Origin of the sequence: Kineosporia rhizophila, assembly GCF_021277265.1 — a bacterium.
Lineage (GTDB): Bacteria > Actinomycetota > Actinomycetes > Actinomycetales > Kineosporiaceae > Kineosporia > Kineosporia rhizophila.
This window is the reverse complement of sequence record NZ_JAJSOH010000014.1, coordinates 1-19222: the sequence shown is the minus strand read 5'-3', so window position 1 is coordinate 19222 and position 19222 is coordinate 1. Positions and strand designations below refer to the sequence as shown.

At 70.3% G+C, this 19222-nt stretch carries 18 protein-coding genes; 9 read left to right on the top strand and 9 right to left on the bottom strand.

Features of this window, described 5'->3' with window-relative positions; all coding sequences use genetic code 11:
• Positions 1-241: 241 nt before the first annotated feature.
• Both LWF15_RS19705 and LWF15_RS19700 read right to left on the bottom strand, forming a co-directional pair.
• Positions 242-748, bottom strand: a complete 507-nt coding sequence (locus tag LWF15_RS19705; protein ID WP_232812329.1) for a hypothetical protein — start codon at positions 746-748, stop codon at positions 242-244.
• Positions 745-1593, bottom strand: coding sequence for an NAD(P)H-binding protein (locus LWF15_RS19700; protein ID WP_232812328.1), 849 nt, complete (start codon positions 1591-1593; stop codon positions 745-747). The genes LWF15_RS19705 and LWF15_RS19700 overlap by 4 nt, the downstream gene beginning before the upstream one ends.
• Positions 1594-1687: 94 nt before the next feature.
• Between LWF15_RS19700 and LWF15_RS19695 the strand changes: the two genes are divergently transcribed.
• The 3 genes from LWF15_RS19695 (at position 1688) to LWF15_RS19685 (ending at position 3629) form a co-directional block, all read left to right on the top strand.
• Positions 1688-2104 carry a winged helix-turn-helix transcriptional regulator gene (locus LWF15_RS19695; RefSeq protein ID WP_232812327.1) on the top strand — a complete coding sequence of 139 codons (417 nt, stop codon included), beginning with the start codon at positions 1688-1690 and terminating at the stop codon, positions 2102-2104.
• Between the two features lie 99 nt (positions 2105-2203).
• Positions 2204-3040 carry an alpha/beta fold hydrolase gene (locus LWF15_RS19690; RefSeq protein ID WP_232812326.1) on the top strand — a complete coding sequence of 279 codons (837 nt, stop codon included), beginning with the start codon at positions 2204-2206 and terminating at the stop codon, positions 3038-3040.
• On the top strand, positions 3033-3629 hold the full coding sequence (locus tag LWF15_RS19685) for a TetR/AcrR family transcriptional regulator (protein ID WP_232812325.1): 597 nt from the start codon (positions 3033-3035) through the stop codon (positions 3627-3629). The genes LWF15_RS19690 and LWF15_RS19685 overlap by 8 nt, the downstream gene beginning before the upstream one ends.
• 62 nt (positions 3630-3691) lie before the next feature.
• Here the strand turns inward: LWF15_RS19685 and LWF15_RS19680 are convergent, their stop codons facing one another.
• On the bottom strand, positions 3692-4792 hold the full coding sequence (locus tag LWF15_RS19680) for a hypothetical protein (protein ID WP_232812324.1): 1101 nt from the start codon (positions 4790-4792) through the stop codon (positions 3692-3694).
• A 328-nt stretch (positions 4793-5120) separates the two neighbouring features.
• Between LWF15_RS19680 and LWF15_RS37665 the strand changes: the two genes are divergently transcribed.
• Positions 5121-7043, top strand: coding sequence for a PKD domain-containing protein (locus tag LWF15_RS37665; RefSeq protein WP_232812323.1), 1923 nt, complete (start codon positions 5121-5123; stop codon positions 7041-7043).
• A gap of 3 nt (positions 7044-7046) precedes the next feature.
• Here LWF15_RS37665 and LWF15_RS19670 read toward each other — a convergent pair whose 3' ends face one another.
• Positions 7047-7970: a GIY-YIG nuclease family protein gene (locus tag LWF15_RS19670; protein ID WP_232812322.1), complete on the bottom strand. Its 924-nt coding sequence runs from the start codon at positions 7968-7970 to the stop codon at positions 7047-7049.
• A gap of 126 nt (positions 7971-8096) precedes the next feature.
• On the opposite strand from LWF15_RS19670, the gene LWF15_RS19665 reads away from it, so the two are divergent.
• Together LWF15_RS19665 and LWF15_RS19660 are read left to right on the top strand one after the other, a co-directional pair.
• A complete protein-coding gene (locus LWF15_RS19665) occupies positions 8097-8900 on the top strand; it encodes an SGNH/GDSL hydrolase family protein (protein WP_232812321.1) in 804 nt (267 codons plus the stop codon).
• Between the two features lie 140 nt (positions 8901-9040).
• Complete coding sequence (locus LWF15_RS19660; protein WP_232812320.1) at positions 9041-10105, top strand: zinc-binding dehydrogenase; 1065 nt, start codon at positions 9041-9043, stop codon at positions 10103-10105.
• A 6-nt stretch (positions 10106-10111) separates the two neighbouring features.
• On the opposite strand, the gene LWF15_RS19655 is transcribed toward LWF15_RS19660, so the two are convergent.
• Together LWF15_RS19655 and LWF15_RS19650 are read right to left on the bottom strand one after the other, a co-directional pair.
• On the bottom strand, positions 10112-10783 hold the full coding sequence (locus tag LWF15_RS19655; RefSeq protein ID WP_232812319.1) for a helix-turn-helix transcriptional regulator: 672 nt from the start codon (positions 10781-10783) through the stop codon (positions 10112-10114).
• Positions 10780-11451 carry a helix-turn-helix transcriptional regulator gene (locus tag LWF15_RS19650; protein ID WP_232812318.1) on the bottom strand — a complete coding sequence of 224 codons (672 nt, stop codon included), beginning with the start codon at positions 11449-11451 and terminating at the stop codon, positions 10780-10782. The genes LWF15_RS19655 and LWF15_RS19650 overlap by 4 nt, the downstream gene beginning before the upstream one ends.
• Positions 11452-11616: 165 nt before the next feature.
• Here LWF15_RS19650 and LWF15_RS19645 point away from each other — a divergent pair, with 165 nt between their 5' ends.
• The gene (locus tag LWF15_RS19645) at positions 11617-13215 is read left to right on the top strand and encodes a hypothetical protein (protein ID WP_232812317.1); all 1599 of its coding nucleotides are present in this window, start codon (positions 11617-11619) and stop codon (positions 13213-13215) included.
• Here the strand turns inward: LWF15_RS19645 and LWF15_RS19640 are convergent.
• Together LWF15_RS19640 and LWF15_RS19635 are read right to left on the bottom strand one after the other, a co-directional pair.
• Positions 13202-14221: a sensor histidine kinase gene (locus LWF15_RS19640; protein ID WP_232812316.1), complete on the bottom strand. Its 1020-nt coding sequence runs from the start codon at positions 14219-14221 to the stop codon at positions 13202-13204. The two genes, LWF15_RS19645 and LWF15_RS19640, sit on opposite strands and share 14 nt — an antisense overlap.
• Positions 14218-14877: a response regulator transcription factor gene (locus LWF15_RS19635; protein ID WP_352396550.1), complete on the bottom strand. Its 660-nt coding sequence runs from the start codon at positions 14875-14877 to the stop codon at positions 14218-14220. Before LWF15_RS19635 ends, LWF15_RS19640 begins: the two co-directional genes overlap by 4 nt.
• A gap of 113 nt (positions 14878-14990) precedes the next feature.
• Here LWF15_RS19635 and LWF15_RS19630 point away from each other — a divergent pair, with 113 nt between their 5' ends.
• Together LWF15_RS19630 and LWF15_RS19625 are read left to right on the top strand one after the other, a co-directional pair.
• Complete coding sequence (locus tag LWF15_RS19630; RefSeq protein WP_232812314.1) at positions 14991-15890, top strand: Hsp70 family protein; 900 nt, start codon at positions 14991-14993, stop codon at positions 15888-15890.
• A gap of 244 nt (positions 15891-16134) precedes the next feature.
• Positions 16135-17136 carry an endonuclease/exonuclease/phosphatase family protein gene (locus LWF15_RS19625; protein WP_232812313.1) on the top strand — a complete coding sequence of 334 codons (1002 nt, stop codon included), beginning with the start codon at positions 16135-16137 and terminating at the stop codon, positions 17134-17136.
• 608 nt (positions 17137-17744) lie between these two features.
• Here LWF15_RS19625 and LWF15_RS19620 read toward each other — a convergent pair.
• Positions 17745-19222 (bottom strand): tetratricopeptide repeat protein (locus LWF15_RS19620; RefSeq protein ID WP_232812312.1); only part of this gene is annotated, 1478 nt, incomplete at its 5' end.

The window sequence follows — 19222 nt, the reverse complement described above, 5'->3', positions numbered from 1 at the left end:
CCCCTTAAGCCCATACGAGACCGTCGGCCTCGTCCTGGGCCGCCGGTTCGATTCACCGAAGGTTTCGCTTCGGATTCCACGACATCGGCGCCCTTCCTGGGCGCCTGCAGACGGAGCTTTACCGGGGTGAATACACCGCAATGCATTCATGACCGCGCGCCAGCATAGCGCCTGCCGGCGGCAGCACATTACCGCCGCCGACAGGCTTTGATGTCGTTCGAATTCTGGGCTTAGGACTTACTCAGACACCGACGCGGTGCCGCACCGTAATGGAATCCTGAAGCCATTCCAGGTGTGCGTCCCACAACCGCAGCCGCTCGGTGGCCGGCAACAGCGTGTCGGCGCGGCCCCACAGGTATTGGTGGGTGCGGTGGAAAGGGGTGTCGCCACTGGTGGCATCGGCCATGGCCTGGTCGGAGAGGGAAGCGGCAGCGTCGAAGAACAGGTCGTCGGCGTCGGTCAGCGTGGCCCGGACCACCCGCGACCACCGCGGGCTCGGCCGGCCCAGCCCACGCCGGGCCCGGCGCAGGTCGAGGCTGAGCATGCGCACCTGGGGCTGGTCGGACAGGCCGAGATGTCTCAGCAGGAGACCCGGGCTGTCAGACCCCAGAAGCTTCCCTTCGAAGGTTTCCAACTGATCTGCCCCCGGGTATCCCTCGACCTCCCGGCCGAGGTGACGGATGAGGTAGACGGGGTGCAGACGGGACGGCAGTCGCAGCCGGACCAATTGAGGCTCGGAATAGCTCACCCCCCAAGACTACGGGCAGCCCCGTCTTGCGCACGGTTAGCAGGTAGCGCCGCGCGAGCAGTCCGTGCGGCCACCGGTAGACCCGGAGCCGGAGTCCGGCCTAGAAGCACCTCCAGGTCAGGCCCGTGCTGGCCCAGAAAGTCGTGCCGCACCGACGAGGCGATCCCGGCCAGCATCGGCGGCTGGAAAGGCAACAGGTCCGGACTGCTCAGCAACCGGTCCCGGTACTCCCCCAGGCTCAGCCCGAGCACCTCGACCCCGAGCTCGGCGGCAATGTCAGCCGTACTGAAAGGAACACCGGTCAGCTCATAGACCCGGCCGACGTGATCTTCTGCCCTGATCGCCACCCGGGCCGCCGCAACCGCGAGGTCCTCTCGGGTCGGTGCCGCCACCCGTCCATTGTTGAAAGGCGACACCAGCACCCCCTGCTCCCACGCCAGCAACCCGCCGATCAGCTCCGCATACAGCCCGTTGCGCAGAATCGTCCAACTCAGCCCGCTGTCGCGGAGCAGGCGCTCGGTGGCGCGATGCGCCAGCGCGAACGCCAGGTGATCCCCCGCACCGACCAGGCTGGTGTAAACCACGTGCTTCACGCCGTGGCGGCGGGCAGCTTCAATTACGGACGCGTGGCGCTGGGTAACGATGTCGTCCTCGGCATATCCGGCGGAGACAAGAACCAAAGTGGAGACGTCGGTGAGGTCGATGGTCTCGGGAAGGTCGAAGTCCAGCCGGCGACCTCCCTCGGCCGGATTCCGGCTGCCGGGCACCACCTGCGCGCCGGCCGTGCGGAGATGAGCGACGATGCGGCGGGCGAGCTGGCCGCCCGCGCCAGTGATGAGGATCAAGATGGCCCCAACCGTGGTTCCTGGTGGGTGACCCGGATCGGTCACCGGAACCGAATCTGTGGCCCAGGGCCGGACGCCACAAGGAGGCACTTTCGTGTCAGCGACGAACACCGCGGTAAGCCTGCAGGTCAGTGAGCCGACGGCCGAGCTGGAGCCGTGCGGGAAGGCCGATCACCCCGACTGCGGCATCCGCGACGTGCTGGACCGCTTCGGCGACAAGTGGTCGGTCCTGGTCATCGTCGAACTGGCCTCCGGCCCCCGCCGGTTCCGAGAGCTGGAGCGGGCGATCGACGGCATATCCCAGCGGATGCTCACCCTGACCGTGCGGCGCCTGGAACGCGACGGCCTGGTCCAGCGCACCGTCTACCCCACCGTGCCGGCCCAGGTCGACTACCGCCTCACCGAAACCGGCGCCGGCCTGACCCACCTGATCAGGGCCCTGACCGACTGGTCCCTGGCTAACCGCGCGGCGATCGCGTCGGCGCGGGCCGACTACGACGCCCGCACCTGAGGCGTGGGCCTCGATCCTTGGACTGGCCCTTGACGACCAAAGCTAATCGGCGTAGCTTTTAGCTAACGCAGTTAACCAACGTCACGGAGGACCGGGATCATGACCGAGCACCTGAGCATCGGCGCCAACACCATCGCCTACGACCTGATCGGCGAAGGCCCCCTGGTGGTGCTCGCCCACGGGATCGGCGACAGCCGGCACTCCTACCGCTTCATCGCTCCCGCCCTGGCCGCCGCCGGCTACCGCGTGGCCAGCGTCGACCTGCGGGGTTGCGGCGACTCCAGCCTGGGCTGGGACGGGTACAGCCGCACCGAGATCGCCGGTGACCTGGTGGCCCTGATCCGGCACCTGGGTGGGCCGGCCGTGATCATGGGGCACTCGATCAGTGGCGGCGCCGCGACGGTGGCCGCCGCCACCGCCCCCGACCTGATCCGCGGGCTGGTCGAGGTGGCTCCCTTCACCCGGGCGCAGAGCTTCGACGTCGGCGGGCTGTTCAAGAACAAGCTCTACCGCACCGGCACGCTGCATCTGGGGCGCGCTGCCATGCTGGGCAACGTGAAGGCTTGGAAGCGGTACCTCGACGTGGCGAACCCGGCCAAGCCGGCCGACTGGGACGCCGAGCTGGGCCGGATCGAGGCCAAGATGAGCGAGCCGGGCCGGATGAAGGTGCTGAAGGCGATGGGGATGACCAGCCCGGGCGATGCGGGCGCCCAGCTGGCCAACGTGCGCTGCCCCGTCCTGGTGCTCGTCGGCACCGAAGACCCGGACTGGGCCGACCCCCGCGCCGAGGGCGAGAAGATCCTGGCCGACCTGCCGGAGGGGCTGGGCCAGCTGGAGATGATCCAGGGCGGCGGTCACTACCTGCACACCAGCTCCTCGCAGGCCGTGCTCGACCTGAGCCTGCCCTTCCTGGCCCGGACGCTCGCTCGTGGCTAGGGCCGGGCTGACCAGTGCCTCGGTGATCGCAGCCGGCGCGGAGCTGGCCGACGAGGTGGGGCTGGACCGGCTGAGCATGGGCCTGCTGGCCGAACGCCTCGGGGTGAAGAGCCCTTCGCTGTACAAGCACGTCAACGGCCTGGCCGATCTGGTGCACGGCATCGCGGTGCAGGCCGGCCACGAACTCAGCGCCGCCCTGCGCGACGCCACGCAGGGCCGGGCCGGGTCCGACGCGCTCTACGCCGCTGCCCAGGCGTTCCGCGCGTTCGTCCTGAAACACCCGGGCCAGTACGCGGCGGGGAACAACGCACCCACCAATGGGCCGGACGATCCGCTGATCGCGGCCCGCGGCAAGGTTCTTGAGTCGATGAAGGCGGTGCTGAGGGGGTATGACCTCGATCCGGCCCAGGAGATCCACGCCCTGCGCATGTTGAGGAGTGTGATGCACGGGTTCGCGAGCCTGGAGGCCGACGGTGGGTTTCAATTTGCCACCGATATCGACGAAAGTTACGCGTGGCTGATCGAATTCGCCGACCGTAGCCTTCGGGCCACTGCCGCCCAGCCCGCCCCGAGCGTCCAAAAGCTCTGATCTCACTGGTCCAGGCGTGGGCTCTCGACGGCCCGCCAGCCAGCACCGGGTCCGGCCACCGCTCAGGTGTGCAGGCCGTCGCTCAGGTGTTGCAGGACGATGGTGATCAGGTCGCCGAGGTCGGTGCGGTCGAGATCGTGCACGGCCAGGCGGAACTGGGTGCCCATGCGGCGGCCGCGGTCGTGGAAGAAGAACGGGTGAAGGCGGGGGCGACGGCCGCCGAGGGCCAGTTCGTACCAGCGGGTGACGGCGGCCGCGTCGAAGGTGTCGAGGTCACCGCCGTACTGCCCCGGCTGCAGGTGGTGGGCCAGATCGGCTCGGCCCTGGACCTGCAGGTGGGCGGCGACGGCGTCGAACGACAGGTGCTCGCGCAGATGTAAGGACGATTGGTGCACCTCGGTGAGGATCTGGTCGGTGGGTGCGGGGCCGGCGGTGGCATCCACGCACGGCCGCAGGCTCCAGGGCTGGCCGCCGGCTTCGGCCCGGCCCTGGGCGCGCAGCTCGACCGAGGCCCAGATCTGTCCGTCGTATCCGGCCGGGCGGAGCCAGGCGATGAGCTGCGGTTGCCCGCCGCTGGTGCTTCCGGCCACGGTTCTGCGGGTCTCGGTGGCGGGAACGGCGGCGAGGCGCTGGTCGAGCTCGGTGGCGAGGCGCTGGAGCAGCAGGTCGGGGGCGAACCAGCCGGACAGTTCACCCAGTCGGCCGTCGGCCTGGGTCTGCCAGAGCTTCAGTTCGTCGCCGATGCGCTGGGCCAGCCAGCCCGCCTCCGGGCTACTTTCCCAGGCCGCGAACACGTCGCCGAGGGCCAGAGAGGTCCAGCCGCGGGGCGCTTCGACGCGGGCGAGGGTGACGAAGAACAGGCGCTCGAGAGGTAGTCCGCTGGTCGGCGCCCAGGCTTCGAGGCGTGCGCGCTGATGGCCGGATTCGGTTGCACCGGCCCTGATCTCGAGCACCGCGGCCGGTTGGCCTTCGGCATCCAGAACCAGCAGGTCCACGCGCGCGGCCGATCCCAGAGGACGCTCGCGGGCCACTTCGTAGGTACCCGGCGGCAGGCCCAGCAGGCCCGGTAGCGGCTGCGGGTCGTGCTGGGTCAGAAAGGCCAGCAGGTCGCTGATCGTCTCTTCCCTGCGTAGCAGCCTGGCCAGACCGTCGTCAGCGGACACCACCGAACCCCCGAGTATCGACGCAACTCCCCCGTCGGAACATCGGACCGGCCTTGTCACCGCTGAAGGTTCCGGCGCTCCCCCGTTCAGCCAGCCTTTCCGGCAAGACGCGGCTACCGCGAAACTCCCGGCGCTACGGTTCAGCGTCCTTTACCGCCATTCGGGGGAGCAGAAACAGATGGCGTCAACAACCGCCCGCACACGGGCATCACGAGTCGTACGGGGAGGGCTGGTCGCCGCCTGCGGCCTGGCCCTGACTCTGAGCGCTTCGGTAGCATTTGCCGGATCACCCAGCGCATCAGACACTTCCGGCAACACCGTAACTCCGGTGGTCACGGCCACCGGGGCGCCGCAACCGAACGCGCGGGTAGCCGCTGCGACCGGTGGAGTCAGCGGCACTGTGTACGAGGACTCGATCGCGCCGGGCAATGTGCTGGCCGACAGCTTCGTGCAGATCTGCCCCTCGTGGCGGCCGACGGGTACCGACTCCCGATCGAACACGCCTTCGTCCAGCAATGATTCGTCCGACGGGCAGTGCGAGACCACTTCTTCCAACAGCGCCGGCACCTACTCGTTCACCGATCTGGCGCCGGGCGACTACTACCTCTCGGCCTACCCACCGGCCAACTCCACCGCCGAGCCGGGCGGCCGCCAGGTCACGGTTCCGGAAGCGGGCGGAATGCAGACCGGGCAGGACATCGTGCTCAACGTCCTGGCCCCGCCGCCGGCCGGAACGACCATCACCAACATCGGGACGAACCCGCAGGGTGTGCCCACGGTGTACTGGGGCGAGCCTCTGACCTTGCGCACCCACGGCTGCGAGGGCGCGGTCGCGACCTGGGAGCTGCTGCAGGACAGCGAGGTCCGGCTCTCCGGCACGCTGACCGAGGGGGTGGACGGTGAGTACACGACCATTATCGCCCCGATCCAGCCGGTGCACGGGTACGCGACGTTCGTGATCCGGCTGGAGTGCCCGAACGGCCCGCCCACCACGGTCTCGTTCGACGTCTACATCGACCCGAGCGGCCACGTGGTCGACACCGAGGGAAACCCGGTGGAGGACGCGGTGGTGACGCTCTACCGCTCGGAGAACTATGACGGCCCGTTCACCGTGGTGCCGGACGGCTCGCGGATCATGTCGCCGGCCAACCGGCGGAACCCTTCTCTCACCAACGAGAACGGCTACTTCGGCTGGGACGTGGTGGCCGGCTACTACCAGGTGCGGGCCCAGCATGCCGGGTGTGTCTCGGCCGACGACCCGAGTCTGCCGTACGCACTCTCGTACACCATGACCATCCCGCCGCCGGTCACCGACCTCTGGCTGGTCCTGGACTGCGCCAACGGTTCCCCTCTGGCACCCGACCTGGAGGTCAAGACGACCGAGGACGTCTCGGCGCAGGTCGACCTGAAGGCGAAAGTCAGCGATCCCGACGGCGACCCGGTGACGATCACGTCGACCTCGACGCCGGCCCACGGCGACCTGTCCTGCACCTCGGCCTGGGTGTGCACCTTCGCCCCCAGCCCGGACTACAACGGCAGCGACTCGTTCACCTACACCGTCTCGGACGGTAAGGGCGGAACCGCCACCGGCACGGTCAAGCTCTCTGTCAGCGCAGTGAACGACCTGCCCACTGCGGCCTTCACGGTGAATCCGACCAGTGGAAACGCGCCGCTGGCGGTGCGCTTCGACGGTCACAGCTCGGTGGACGTGGAAGGGATTGCCACCTACGCCTGGGAATTCGGAGACGGGACAACGGGCACCGGCGCGGTGGTCGATCACACCTATGCCAAAGCAGGCTCCTACACGGCCAAGCTGACGGTGACCGACTCCGACGGGGCCAAGGACGTCTCCTCGGCCGCGGTCACGGTCAACGCCACCCAGCCGCCGAAGATGCGCGACAGCCTGACGATGGACCGCAGCGGAACCCGTTCCTACCGGTTCGGCGGCGAACTGGAGTCGGGTGACTTCGTCTTCACCTACAAGAAGGGCAAGCTGCAGGGCATCGACGGGGTCGGCGTGATCGAGGGCCGCAAGGTCGACTTCGACGTGCGGGCCAACTCGGGCGGCCGGGCACACGGCCGGATCACCGTGGCCGACGCGAAGACCGGCAAGATCTTCGACCGGATCCGGGTACGCGGTACCTACCCGGTGCAGGACGGGCTGACCTTCACCGGCACCTCGATCTGGGGCAAGAACGGCCAGCAGCTCGACCGGCTGGTCTGGTCGGTGACCGACGTGCCGAAGAACTGAGTGTCAGAGCTGGGCAGCCCGCACCGGGCTGCCCAGCTCGGCTGCCAGGACCGCGTTGCGCTCCAGGAAGGCGGCCCAGCCTTCCGGGGCATCGACAACTCGATCGGCACCCAGGTGAGCCTCCTGCTTCCACTGGCGCAAACGTCCATTGTTGATCTCTAAATGCAACGCCAGACCGCTCTGTCGCACCGACATCTTCAGATCTCCGGCGCCTTCGACGGTGGCCCGCTGGGGAGCCACCACCCAGGTCAGGCCTTCGATCTCGTCCTGCACGGCGGCCGCGATCTCGAAGCGCAATCCGGCCGCGGCCTCGTCGCGCCGTACCCGCAAGAGTTCCATCGCCGTCGGCACCGCTTCATCCGACCGCTCCAGCACTGCCGCGATGTTCGCCACCAACCGCTCCCGGTCACCCGCATCGACACCTCGGGTGGCGGCCAGATCACGCTCCGCTCCCCTCAGCCGAGACGCCGTGTAGACCAGCGGATAGCAGCGATTGAGAGCCGAGACTGCCGCCCGCACCTTGCGTGAGCCCAGATAGGGGCCGAAGAAGCGTACTTCTGGGCGGGGTTCGACTCCGAAGACAGGGTCGAGACGAGGAGCGCCAGGCGTGGCGTCGAGCCTGATGTAGACCGGTAGTTCCTGCCCTCCGCGTGCCCGATTCCACCGGGGCTTGCGGTGTTCCAACAGATTGCGCTCCAGCCAGGCCGCCTCGTGCTCGGACGCGCAGACCAGAGCCTCGATGCCCGCGACCTGCGGCACCATTCGCCGAAGGCGGGGCCGGTCGCGCAGATCACCCCAGTAGGAGCTGACCCTGCGGCGAAGGTTGCCGGCCCGGCCGATGTAGAGGGCGCGCCCGGCCTCGTCGCGGAAGCGGTAGACCCCCGGCTCAGCCGGCAGAACCGCCACCGCGGCCGGACGAGTGCTCATCTGCCGCACTTTACGGCCTGACGCCATCGGGCAGACATCCCAGGTATTTATCCGTTTCGCTCCTTTTGATCATCGGACGCAGGCAGGATGGTTGACGTCCGAGTAACACGACGAAGGGGTCTCTACGTGCGCAAGATCGTTCTGACCGCGGTGGCCGCCGTGATGGGTCTCACCATGCTGGGCGCGACGCCGGCGTCGGCGCATCAACGTGGCGAGTACGTGGCGCTGGGCGACTCCTACGCCTCCGGGGTGGGGGCCTCGGTGTACGACGAGGCCAGTGGCGAGTGCCTGCGCAGCCCGAAGAGCTACCCGCGTACGTGGTCGCGCAAGCATCCCAAGCTCAAGCTGAAAGACGTGGCCTGCAGCGGCTACCGGATCCCGCAGGTACGGGCCGAGCAGCTCGGCGCCCTGAGCCGGAAGACCAAGCTGGTCACCCTCACCGTGGGCGGTAACGACGCCGGTTTCCGCGCCACCCTCAACGCCTGCCTGGGCGGCACCGACGCGCAGTGCCAGGGCGCGGCCGCGCTGGCCACCAACTACGCGTCCACCACCCTGGTCGACGATCTGAAGGCGCTGCTCGGCGAGATCAAGGGCAAGGCCCCCAACGCCCGGGTGATCGTGCTCGGCTACCCGCACCTGGTCGACCCGGAAGGCACCGACAGCTGCGGTGACGTCACGCCCAACGCCGAGCGCCGGGCCCTGTTCACCAGCACGGTGGACGCGGTGAACCAGGGCATCATCACGGCCACCGGCCAGGCGGGCGTGAAGTTCGTCGACCTGCGGGGGCCGTTCGCCGGGCACGAGGTCTGCACCGACGACCCGTGGCTGCACGAGGTGGATCTGGACAACCAGCTGGAGATGTTCCACCCGACCGACCGGGGCTACAAGACCTACGCCCGCGAACTGGCGAAGGTGACCGGCCGCTACTGAGCGTCGGTCTGCAAGTACGGGGAGGGCACCAATACCGGTGCCCTCCCCGTACCAGTACATCCAAAGAAGTACGTCCCGGTGGCCTTCCCCTTCTTGCGGCGGACGCAGCGCCCCCGCCGGTCAAGGCAGGCTGAACCACCATGAGAACAGTTCTGGCGCGGCAGCACGGTGAGAGTGCGCAGGTCACGCAGATCGTCCTGCCGGGCATCGTGGAGCCCCAGGCCCTGCAGGTGCGCCGGCTGCCGCGGCCGATGCCGGCCGTGGGCCAGGTTCTGCTGCAGATGGAGGCCACCGGCGTCTCCAATGCCGAAGTACGCATGCGCCGGGGTATCGAGCGTGACCAGCCGGCCTTTCCCTTCGTCCCCGGGTTCGACGTGGTGGGGCGGGTCGTCGAGGTCGGCCCCTCGGTGTCGCCGAGGCTGATCGGGCGGCGGTACGCGGCCGTGGTCCGGACCGGTGGCTGGGCCAGTCATCTGGTGGTCCCGGCCGATCTACTCATCCCGGTGCCGGAGGAACTCGATGCGGCGGCGGTGGAAACCGTTCTGAGCCACGGGGTCATCGCCTGGCAGATGCTGCACCGGGTCGCCGCCGTGCCCCCCGGTGGCATCATCGTGGTGCTGGCGGCCGACGGCGGGATCGGCGGATCCCTGGTCCAGCTGGGCAGACGGGCGGGGTTGAGCGTCATCGCGATCGCGCCGCCCCGCGATCAGGAGTCGCTGCGCCAGCAGGGTGCTGTGGCGATGAACTGCTGGGCTCCGGACCTGCTCGAACAGGTGCTCGCGTACTCGCCCGACGGCGTGGACGCCGTGTTCAACCACGTGGGTGAGGAAACCCTGGCAAAGTCGTGGGCAGGACTGCGCCGTGGCGGCACGCTGGTGCTCTATTCCAGTCTTTCGACCAATAACGACGACGACCCCCGGCTGGGCCCCTCGGCGAAGGACGCGGCCCGCCTGCGGTTGTGGAACCTGCTGCCCAACGGTCGGCGGGCGCACTCGTTCAACCTGCACAGCGGCCAGTTCCGCAGCGGGCGACAGCGGCAGCAGTGGTGGCGCGAGGACACCGGCAAGGTGCTGCAGTTGCTGGCCGAGAACGTGCTGACTCCCCGGATCGCCGCCCGGTTCCCGCTTTCCGAGGCCGACCTTGCCCTGACCCTGGCTGAGTCGCCGGATCTCCGGGGCAAGGTCGTCATCGTGCCCGACGCCTGACGCTGCTCAGAGCAGGCCGCTGCGTAGGGCGAAGGCGACGGCGTGGGTGCGGTTGCGCAGGTTGAAACGTTCGAGCACGCCGGAGACCACGTTCTTCACCGTGCGCTCGGAACACGACAGCTTCGCGGCGATCTCGGCCGTGTCCAGACCGTCGGCCGCCAGGGTGAGCACGGCGATCTCGCGCTGTTCCAGCCCTGAGGGGGTCAGGCCCCTCGGGCGCAGGACGTTGCGCTGCAGCCGGGCCAGGTCTTTGAGCAGCCGGCTCTGCACCTCACGGGGGAAGTCGCCCTGCCCCGAGGCCACGGTGCGGAGCAGGGCCGAGAAGCGTTCGGCGGTGGCCTGTTCCCGCCACAGAACCCCCTGCAGGCCGCTGTCCACCGCCGTGAGCAGATCAGCCTCACCCAGCTGGCTGATCACCGCGGCGACCGGAACTTTGGCGAGTTCGGTGAGCTCGCGGACCCGCCGCAGCAGTGGGCCGTTCAAGCGTGGCGCGGCCACGACCAGGACGCCGGTCTTGCTCAACTGGTCCAGCGGCCGCAGGGTCAGACCGGGGTCGCGCCCGATCAGGGCGACGATGCCGGCCTCGTCCAGCTGAGTCGCGGCCAGCACACCCACCGCCACCGGACCGGCGGCTTGGCGCGGTGGAGTACGTCCGGGGGCATTGACCGAGCCGATCACAGCGCCTCCCCTCGCCACAGCAGAGTGAGCGCCTGGATGCGGTTACGGGCGCCGGTGCGCCGAACCACCGCATCCAGCGTGTGCCCGACCGTGCGCTCGGAACAACCCAGGTCGCGCGCGATCTCACGGACCGAGCGGCCGTCCATCATCAGCCGGATCACATCGGCCTCGCGCCGGCTGCGAGCCGGGCCGACCGCCTCGTGCAGGAATCGCTCACGGTAACGGTCCATGTCCTGACCGATACGCCGCCGGGCCGGCACCAGCATTCGTCCCTGCGCTGCGACCGAGCGGATCTCGTCGCTGAGCACCTGGGCGTCCACCTCGGCCCGCCACAGGCAGGCCACCACTCCCAGCCCGGCCAGTTCGGCGGCCGAGGAGGGGCTCGCATCGCCCGGCTCGTCGAGCACCGCCAGCACGGGGAGGTGCTGCGCACTGCGCACGCTCAGGGCCTCGGTGACGCTGCGGCCGGGCCGGCGGGCGAGGAGCAGAAGCAGGTGCGCGTCGTCGGCCCGGGTGATCGGCAGCTGCCGTAGACCGGGCCGGCCGCCGAGCATCCCGTCCACCTCGGCCTGGGCCAGGGGGTCGGTCGTCATCACCACCATCCGGGCCTCCCCCGGCATCGCCAGGGCGGTCCCGGGCTCGCGCAGGGACCAGGCTCCCTTACTCATCACAGCCTCCGAGCTCGTGTTCCTCACGGATCACACGGGTGGGGCCGACCCGGGGTTCACGACCGAGATGGCCCATCCGGAAATGACCTAAAATGGTGCTCCGTCAGGCGCCCACCCGATGAGCACGCACCTCCGTCGCCCCATCGGCACCAGGACGGAGCAGACTTGCCTGAGGCGCCACCCTCGGGGCACGAGGCTTCCCGCGGTTCTGCCTATGCGGCCCTCGCCGCTCTCGATCCCGCTGTGCCGCAGGCGGTCGCCGGTCTGGCCCTGCTGCGCCGATTGGCCCAGGTCATGCACGCAGACGCGGTGCGGCTCTGGCTGCCCGAGCCCGGGCAGACCGACCTGCTGCGCCCCGAGCTGGTCTGGCCCCCTCAGGCGCCGCCGGTCCCGGAGATCCCGGCCGCCGAGCTGGCCCGCCGTCCTCGGACCAGGATTCTCGCCGACGACGAAGGCCGGCCCCAGGCGGCCGTCACGCTGGAATCACGCCGTCGCGTAACGCGGCGTGAGCGACGCGAACTCAGCGACACCGCCAACTGCCTCATGGTGCTGCACCGCCGCGCCGAGCTCCAGCGCGAAGTGCACGATCAGGCGGCGTACACCAGCCAGCTGGCCGGGGAGGTGCTGGACTCGTCCCGCCGCCTGGCCGGGGTGCGCGACCAGGAACGGCGGCGGGTGGCGGCCGAGATCGTCACCTTCAGCCACGGCCGGCTGGCCGCCCTGCAGCAGGGGGTGGAGCAGCTCACGCCCAGCTCCGACGTGGCCGGGCAGGTCAAGGAGCTGCGCACCCACCTCGAGCGGCTCACGGCCGACTTCCAGGCCCTGGCCCGGGGCATTCACCCGCGGGTGCTCTACCGCCACGGGGTGCGCGCGGCCCTCACCGAGATGGCGGCCACCTACCCCGGCCGCATCCGGATCACCGGGTCCATCCCGCCCCGCGTCGACCACGAGGTCTCGGCCTCGCTCTACTACCTGGCCGCGGGCTGCCTGCACACCCTGGCCCGCTCCGGCGCCGACCTCGAGGTCTTCCTCGGGCACGACTTCCTCGAGCAGCGGGCGTCCGGTCTGCAGGTCATCATCCTGGCCTGGACCCAGCAGTCCGAGGCGGAGGTGCGCGCGGCCCTGGCCGGAGACGCCGACCGGTTGCGGCATCTGGGCGGCCGGGTCGTGGTCTCGGCCGGCGCGCAGCGCATCCGGGTCGAGGCCTGGGTGCCGGACCGGCTGGAACCGGTCGCCCGGGTCGGCCTGGTCCCCAGCGGCAACCTGCACACCCGGGTGCGGGCGCTGGCGCTCACCCTGGTCGCCCGCTGCGCCCACAGTCCGGGCGCGACACCGGCCCGCCGGATCCTCAACTGGCTGGACGAACCGGTGCACGTGGCCCTGACCGGGCTGCCGGAGGCGGGCCCCCGGGCTCAGCGTCTGGCCGAACTGGTGGCTCGGCGCCCAGACCTGGTCTCGATGCCGGGCGGCGACGTCACCACCGGCCTGGGGGCCGACGTCATCGTCCGGCCCAGCGCAACGGCGCCCCAGCGCTGCTTCGAGGTGCACCTGCCCGGCGTTGGCCTGCTGCGCAAAGACTGTGAATGGCCGGACCTTTCGCAGATACTCACTACCGAGGTGGTGGCCCGCGCCGATGAGTTGCGGGCTCGTACGGCCCTGGCCGCGATCGTCCGTCTGGTTCAGACTGCCGACCTGGCCGTCGACGACGAGCTGCACGAACTGGAACGACTGGTGAAGACCGAGGACGCGCTCAGAGCGGGATGAACCCGTAGATGGCGGTCCCCGTCCCCGGAGCGGTACGAATCTGCAGTCGGCCACCGGCCGCAGTGATGCGGCGACGCATGTTCGCCAGCCCGGAAGTCCCCTCCATCTGGGCGTCTTCCATGCCGGGCCCGTCGTCGGCCACGCTGAAAGTCAGCTCGTAGGGGCCATCGGCCAGACGCACCACCACCTGAGCCCCCGGGGCGTGCTTACGGGCGTTGTTCACCCCCTCCAGACAGATGAAATACACGGCGAGTTCGATCGTTGCGTCATAGCGGCGACTGCCGTCCCACTGCCCTACTTCCAGCCTGACTTGCGGCCCGACATCGCGTAACTCGGCCTCCAAGGCGGGCAGCACCCCGAACTCCCGCAGCAGAGGACTGCCTCCTTCCACGGAAGAGAGCAAAGTGCGCTGGGCCCGGTCCAAACCGCTGCGCAAGCGCTCGATCTGCGCCTGCACACCCGGCTCGTTCTGTTTGGCAGCATGCAGTTCCAGCAGGCCAAGCGTCATCCCCAGGGCAACCAGCTGATGCTGTGCCCCGTCGTGCAGATCGCGCTCGATCTCCTGCCGTTCGGCGTCACGCTCGCCGAACGCCCGCCGCCGGGCCGCCGCCACCAGCTCGGCGTGCACCCGAGCCTCTTCCAGCGATCGATCCAGTTCGTGCTGCAGGGGAAGGTTCTCCAGCACCGGCCCCAGCAGGTCGGCCACTTCGCGCAGCGTTGCCCGGTGCCGGCCGAAGCTCCAGGGCCGGAAATAGACGTACAGCATGCCGTTCCGCAGCGGCACCTCGCGCGGGGGTGGACCATCGGCCGGCACCCCCACGTCGGGCCAGCCGAACTGCTGGCCGCTGTCCAGGGTGAGCCGGACCCGTTCGGCCCGCAGCCCGACCTGTAGTTCCCGGCACAGGCGGGTCAGATGCGCACCACCGGGGCCGGGCCGGAACCGGGCGATCTGGGCCAGCAGTGATTCCCGGCGAGCCGGCCAGAGCATGCCCTTGAGCGGGTTCACCTTTCCCGACGCGCCCGCAGATACGTGAGGACGGCCAGCACCCGGCGATGGTGGGAGGTGGCATCGGTGGGCAGCGCCAGCTTGGCGAAGATCGCGGCCACGTTCTTCTCCACCGCCTTGGGCGAGAAGTACAGCTGCCGCGCGATCCCAGCGTTGGAGCGGCCCTCGGCCATCAGCCGCAGGACGTCCAGCTCGCGCTCGGTGAGCGAGCCCAGCTCGTCGGCCCCCGCGCCCGGGCTCTCGACCAGCTGCCCGGCCACCACCGGCTCGATGACGATCTCCCGCTCGGCCACCCGCAAAACGGTGTCGTGCAATGCTTCCGAGCTGGAGATCCGGTCTTTCAGCCGGTACCCGATGGCCTCGGTGCCGATCTTGAGGATCTCCATCAGATAGTGCGCCTCACCGTAGTGGGACAACAACAACAGCCCGGTCTCCGGGTGCCGGGCCCGCACCCGGCGGGCCGTGCTCAGGCCGCCGTCCGGCTCCGGCGGCATCCGGATGTCCAGCACCGCCACGTCCACCGGCTCGCGGTCGAGCAGGTCGACCAGCTTGTCCCCGCCGTCCACCGCGCCGACCACGGTGTGCCCGATGGCCTCGAGCAGCAGCACCAGCCCTTCGCGGAACAGGGCGCCGTCTTCGGCCACGGCCACCCGCAGGGAAGGGCGCCGGGCAATGGTCTCAGTCATCGCAGGGCCTTCGTCGGACGGTAGCGGGTGGGATTCCTGGGATTATCCTTGAACGTGCCGATCGATGCGTCGCAGGAGTTCTGGTGAGCTACGGCCTGGGCATCGACCTGGGCACCGTGGTCACCCGGGCTGCCGTCAGCGACGGGCGCACGGCCCCCCTGTCCCTCCCGGGGGGCGCCCCGATCTCGGCCGTCCTGAAAGAGGTCACCGCAGGCCAGGGCGCCCGCCCCGGCCACGTGGTGATCACCTGCCGCGCCACCTGGGGCCCGCGCCGCCGCGAGCAACTGGCCGAGATCTGCCGCGAGACCGACCTGCACCCCGACGGCTTCTCGCTGCGCTCGGAGCCCGAGGCGGTGGCCATGGCCTACCTGTCCGGCCAGCCCCCGCGCACGCCGGGACCACTGGTGATTTACGACGCCGGTGGCAGCAGTTTCGATGCCTGCGTGATCGACGTCGTGCACTCCCCCGACGGCCGGGTCACGGTGCGCGAACTCGGGGTGCCCGAGTCGATGGAGTGGTTCGGTGGGGTCGACCTCGACCGGGCCGTGCTCAGCCGGGTCGACCGGGCCTGCAGCGGGGCCGTGTCCCAGCTGGATCCGGGCGACCCGGACGAGGCACGCACCCTGGAGCGCATCCGGGCCGCGGCCGTGCGCGCCAAGGAGGCCCTGGCCGTGGTGCCCCAGACCGAGATCGAGGTCGCGCTGCCCGGCCGGTCGCACAGCGTCATACTGACCCGGCTGCACCTGCAGGAGTGGCTGCGCCCGCAACTGGCAGCCGCTCTGCCGGCGCTGCGGCAGGTGCTCGACTCGGCCCGGATCGGCCGCTCCGACCCGGCGACGGTCCTGCTCAGCGGCGGTACCGCGCAGATCCCGGTGGTCGGCCAGATGCTGGCCGAAAGTCTGGGGCGTGAGGTCGTGCTGCTGCCCGACCCGCAGACGGCCACCGCTCTCGGCGCAGCGCTGCTGGCCGACCAGCAACGCTGACCTCTCCTGGGCAAGACTCACCTCTGCTGCACGTCCAGGACCGCTCCGAGGTTCAGTGAGCCCTGCGCACGTTGCGGACCAAGGCCGAGCGGATGGGACTGAGGTGAACCCGACGGGCACCTGACCCGTGGACCCTGTGCACGACCCGCATCCGGGCCTCGCTCCCCTCCGGGGCCCGGATGGTTCCCCGGCACCGACAGCCCGGTGCCGGGGAACGGGGGATCCGTCCGGTAATCTCACCGCCGTGACGGCAGGGATTCTTTCCGGTCGGCCCCTGCTCGCGACGACGGCGATGCTTGCCGTGGTCCTCTACGGTGCGCTGGCCACACTGCACGTCATCATCCGACAGGTGGCCGGCGACCAGTGGTCGTGGCTCTACGTGGCCAACATGCTCGGCGTGATCTGGTGGGCGCCGGCCGTGCTGGTGCTGCCGCTGGCCTTCCTGGGCCGGGCCTGGTGGCCCGCCGCGCTGCTGAGCGTGCTGCCCGCCGTGGTCTGGGTGTCCACGTTCGGCCCCTACCTGGTGCCCGGACGGGCCGATCCGAGCGGAGACTCGGCCGGCGCGACCCAGGTGCGGGCGATCGCCTGGAACGTGCGCCCCCGCAACCCTTCCGCCGACCTGGCCGCGCTGATCGCCGAGGCCGACCCGGACATCATGCTGCTGGCCGAGGTGCCCAGCGAATACCTGGACGACGTGGCGGCCGCCGCCCCCGGCCTGCCCCACCACTACTTCGCCCCGATCGCCGAGCAGGCCCCCTGCTGCGGGCACACCGCCGTGCTGTCCCGCTACCCGATCGTGGCCAGCCGCGTGATCGAGGGGATGCCCGCCGAAGCAAGGACGGCGTCCGTGGTCACCGTGGACGTCGACGGGACCCGGCTCGACCTCGTCCCCCTGCACCTGGCCTCCCCGCTGTCCGGGCGCGGGCTGCCCGACCTGGGCCACAACTCCCGGCTGCGGATGGCCGAGACCGAGATCATCGCCGACGCCCTGCGCACCACCGGCAACCCGCTGCTGGTGGGCGGCGACCTGAACTCCGCCCCGGCCAACACCCCGCGCAAACTCCTGCTGGGCGCCGGTCTTCAGGATCTGCAGGCCGAGGCCGGCTCAGGGTTCGGCACCACCCGCCGCAAGATCCGGGTGGACTGGGTCTACGGCCGCGACCTCACCGCCCAGCGCGCCTGGACCGGCAACGCCCGCAACAGCGACCACCGCCCCGTCCTGGTCGACTTCACCCTGCCCGGCTGAGGGGCCACCGCTCCGGCGCACCACCCCGTGCAGGCCCTCGAGCTCATGGGTCCAGCCGGGCAGCATTCTCACCAGATCGTCGGCGTACATCTGGGCCAGGCGTGCATGCTGGGCCCGGAACCGGATCACCGTCTCGGGGTGCCGTTCGAGCACCGGCGAAAGACGCTGCCCCACCGTTTCTCTCAGCGCCCGGCCCTGACCGGTCCCGAGGCGCCGGGCCAGGTGGGAGTTGAGGGTGAGCTCATGCCCGCGCACCCGGAACCCGATGATCGCGGTGTGCTCGTCGTCGATGAACACCGTCCAGGCCGGAGTGGCCGTGATGAAGGCGGCCACGCCGAGGAACACCGGCACGTACGCGACCATCGCGGCCAGGGTCAGCCAGCCGACCACCGGCCAGAACGGGAAGCCCGGGAAGTAGCGGCCGAAGAGCACGGCCTCGGCGAACCACACCAGGAAGCCCGTACCCAGCAGCAACAGCCAGGCGGCCCCGTTGCGGGCGTTGATGCCCAGCGGCCACAGCCCGAGCGACCGGAAGGTCTCGCCGAACGAGGCGACGTGAACCCCGTCCTGGGCCACGGCGTCGATCAGGTCGTCCTGCAGGGACATCGTCAGTGCCTGCTGTTGACCCGGCGGCGGAACTCCGCCTGGGCCGTGCTGGTGACCTCGTTCAGCCGCTGCAGCTCGCCCTCGGTGGGCTCGCGGCGCAGGTGCACGTCGACCTTGAAATCCCCGTCCACCAGCTCCACCTCGAGCCGGTCGAGCAGGTCGGCGGGCAGCCGGGCGCTGACGAACTCCCGGAACGCGGCCGCCATCGTGGTGCCCAGGTCGCCGCAGCCGCAGCTGAGCCCCTGGTGCACCGCCCCCAGGTGGCTGCGCCCGACCAGGGCGTCCGGGTCCACCGGGTCGAGCACCGCCAGGCCCTCCTCGATCATCGGCCCGGCCTCGGCCAGCCGCTCCTGGTGCTGCAGGAACAACCCGAACGCGACGCAGGCCCGGCCCAGCAGGTCGTGATCGGCGCCGCGGCGGCCCTGGTTCACCGCCTCGGCCAGCACCGGCTCGGCCTGCTCGCTCTGCCCGGCCTCGTTCAGCGCGAGCCCCCAGTTGCGCAGCACGTGGCTGGTCAGCTCCGGGCTGCCGAGCTGCCGCACCCGTTCACCGGCCGAGGCGTAGGTGGCCAACGAGGACTCGACCCCGCCGGCCTCGCTGTGGGCGAGGGCCAGGGCGAGGGTGGTCAGCACCGCCTCTTCCGGGCGGCCCAGCCGGTCGTAGGAGTCGCGGGCCCGCTCGATCAGCTCGGCCCGCCCCTGCGTGTCGCCCTGCTCGCGCTTGAGATTGGCCAGCTCGGAGAGCAGGTTGAGGGTGGCCTGGTGGTCGGGGCCGAGGATGTGCTCGACGGCCTCGAGGGCGACCTCCAGCAGAACCCGGGACTGCGGGTCGGACCGGTCCATCCGATGGCAGAGCGTGCGCGCGACCATCGCGACCAGCTCTTCGGGCAGCGCCTCGAGACCGGCGAAGAGCGGCTCCCCGGTTCCCTGGGCCAGGATGATCTGCGCCCGCAGGGCCATCGCCCAGGTGAGCCGCTCGTTGCCGTTGCGCCAGAGGTTGTCGACCGTCTCCTCGACCACCTCCCGGGCGGCGGTCAGGTCGCCGCGCTGGCGCAACAGGTCGGCCAGCGGCTCGAGACCGAAGGCGTAGCCGGCGTGCTCGCGCCCGTAGAAGGCCAGCCGCTCGGCCACGCCCTGCCGCAGCTCGGTCTCCGCCTCGTCGAGCCGGCCCGCCATCCGCAGCGCCATGCCCAGGTTCATCCGGTAGGTGAGCTGGTCCTTGCGGTTCTGCTCGTCGTGCACGGTCATCGTCACGGCGCTGCGGAAGCACTCGATCGCCCGGTCGACCTGACCGGCGTTGATCAGGATGTTGCCCAGGTCGCACTGGGCGGAGGCCCATTCGGGGCTGCCCACGCCGTGCGCCTGGGCAGCCCGCTCGACCTCCCGCACCAGCAGGTTCTCGGCGTCGCCGTAGCGCCCTTCCTGCATCAGACCAACGGCGATTTCGACCGGCTCGGGCGCTTTCGTCACAACCGGCGAGT

Excerpts from the sequence above, each read along its gene's own strand:
- LWF15_RS19690 (WP_232812326.1), top strand. The coding sequence starts at position 2,204 with ATGACCGAGCACCTGAGCATCGGCGCCAACACCATCGCCTACGACCTG.
- LWF15_RS19670 (WP_232812322.1), bottom strand. The coding sequence starts at position 7,970 with ATGAGCACTCGTCCGGCCGCGGTGGCGGTTCTGCCGGCTGAGCCGGGG.
- LWF15_RS19660 (WP_232812320.1), top strand. The coding sequence starts at position 9,041 with ATGAGAACAGTTCTGGCGCGGCAGCACGGTGAGAGTGCGCAGGTCACG.
- LWF15_RS19650 (WP_232812318.1), bottom strand. The coding sequence starts at position 11,451 with ATGAGTAAGGGAGCCTGGTCCCTGCGCGAGCCCGGGACCGCCCTGGCG.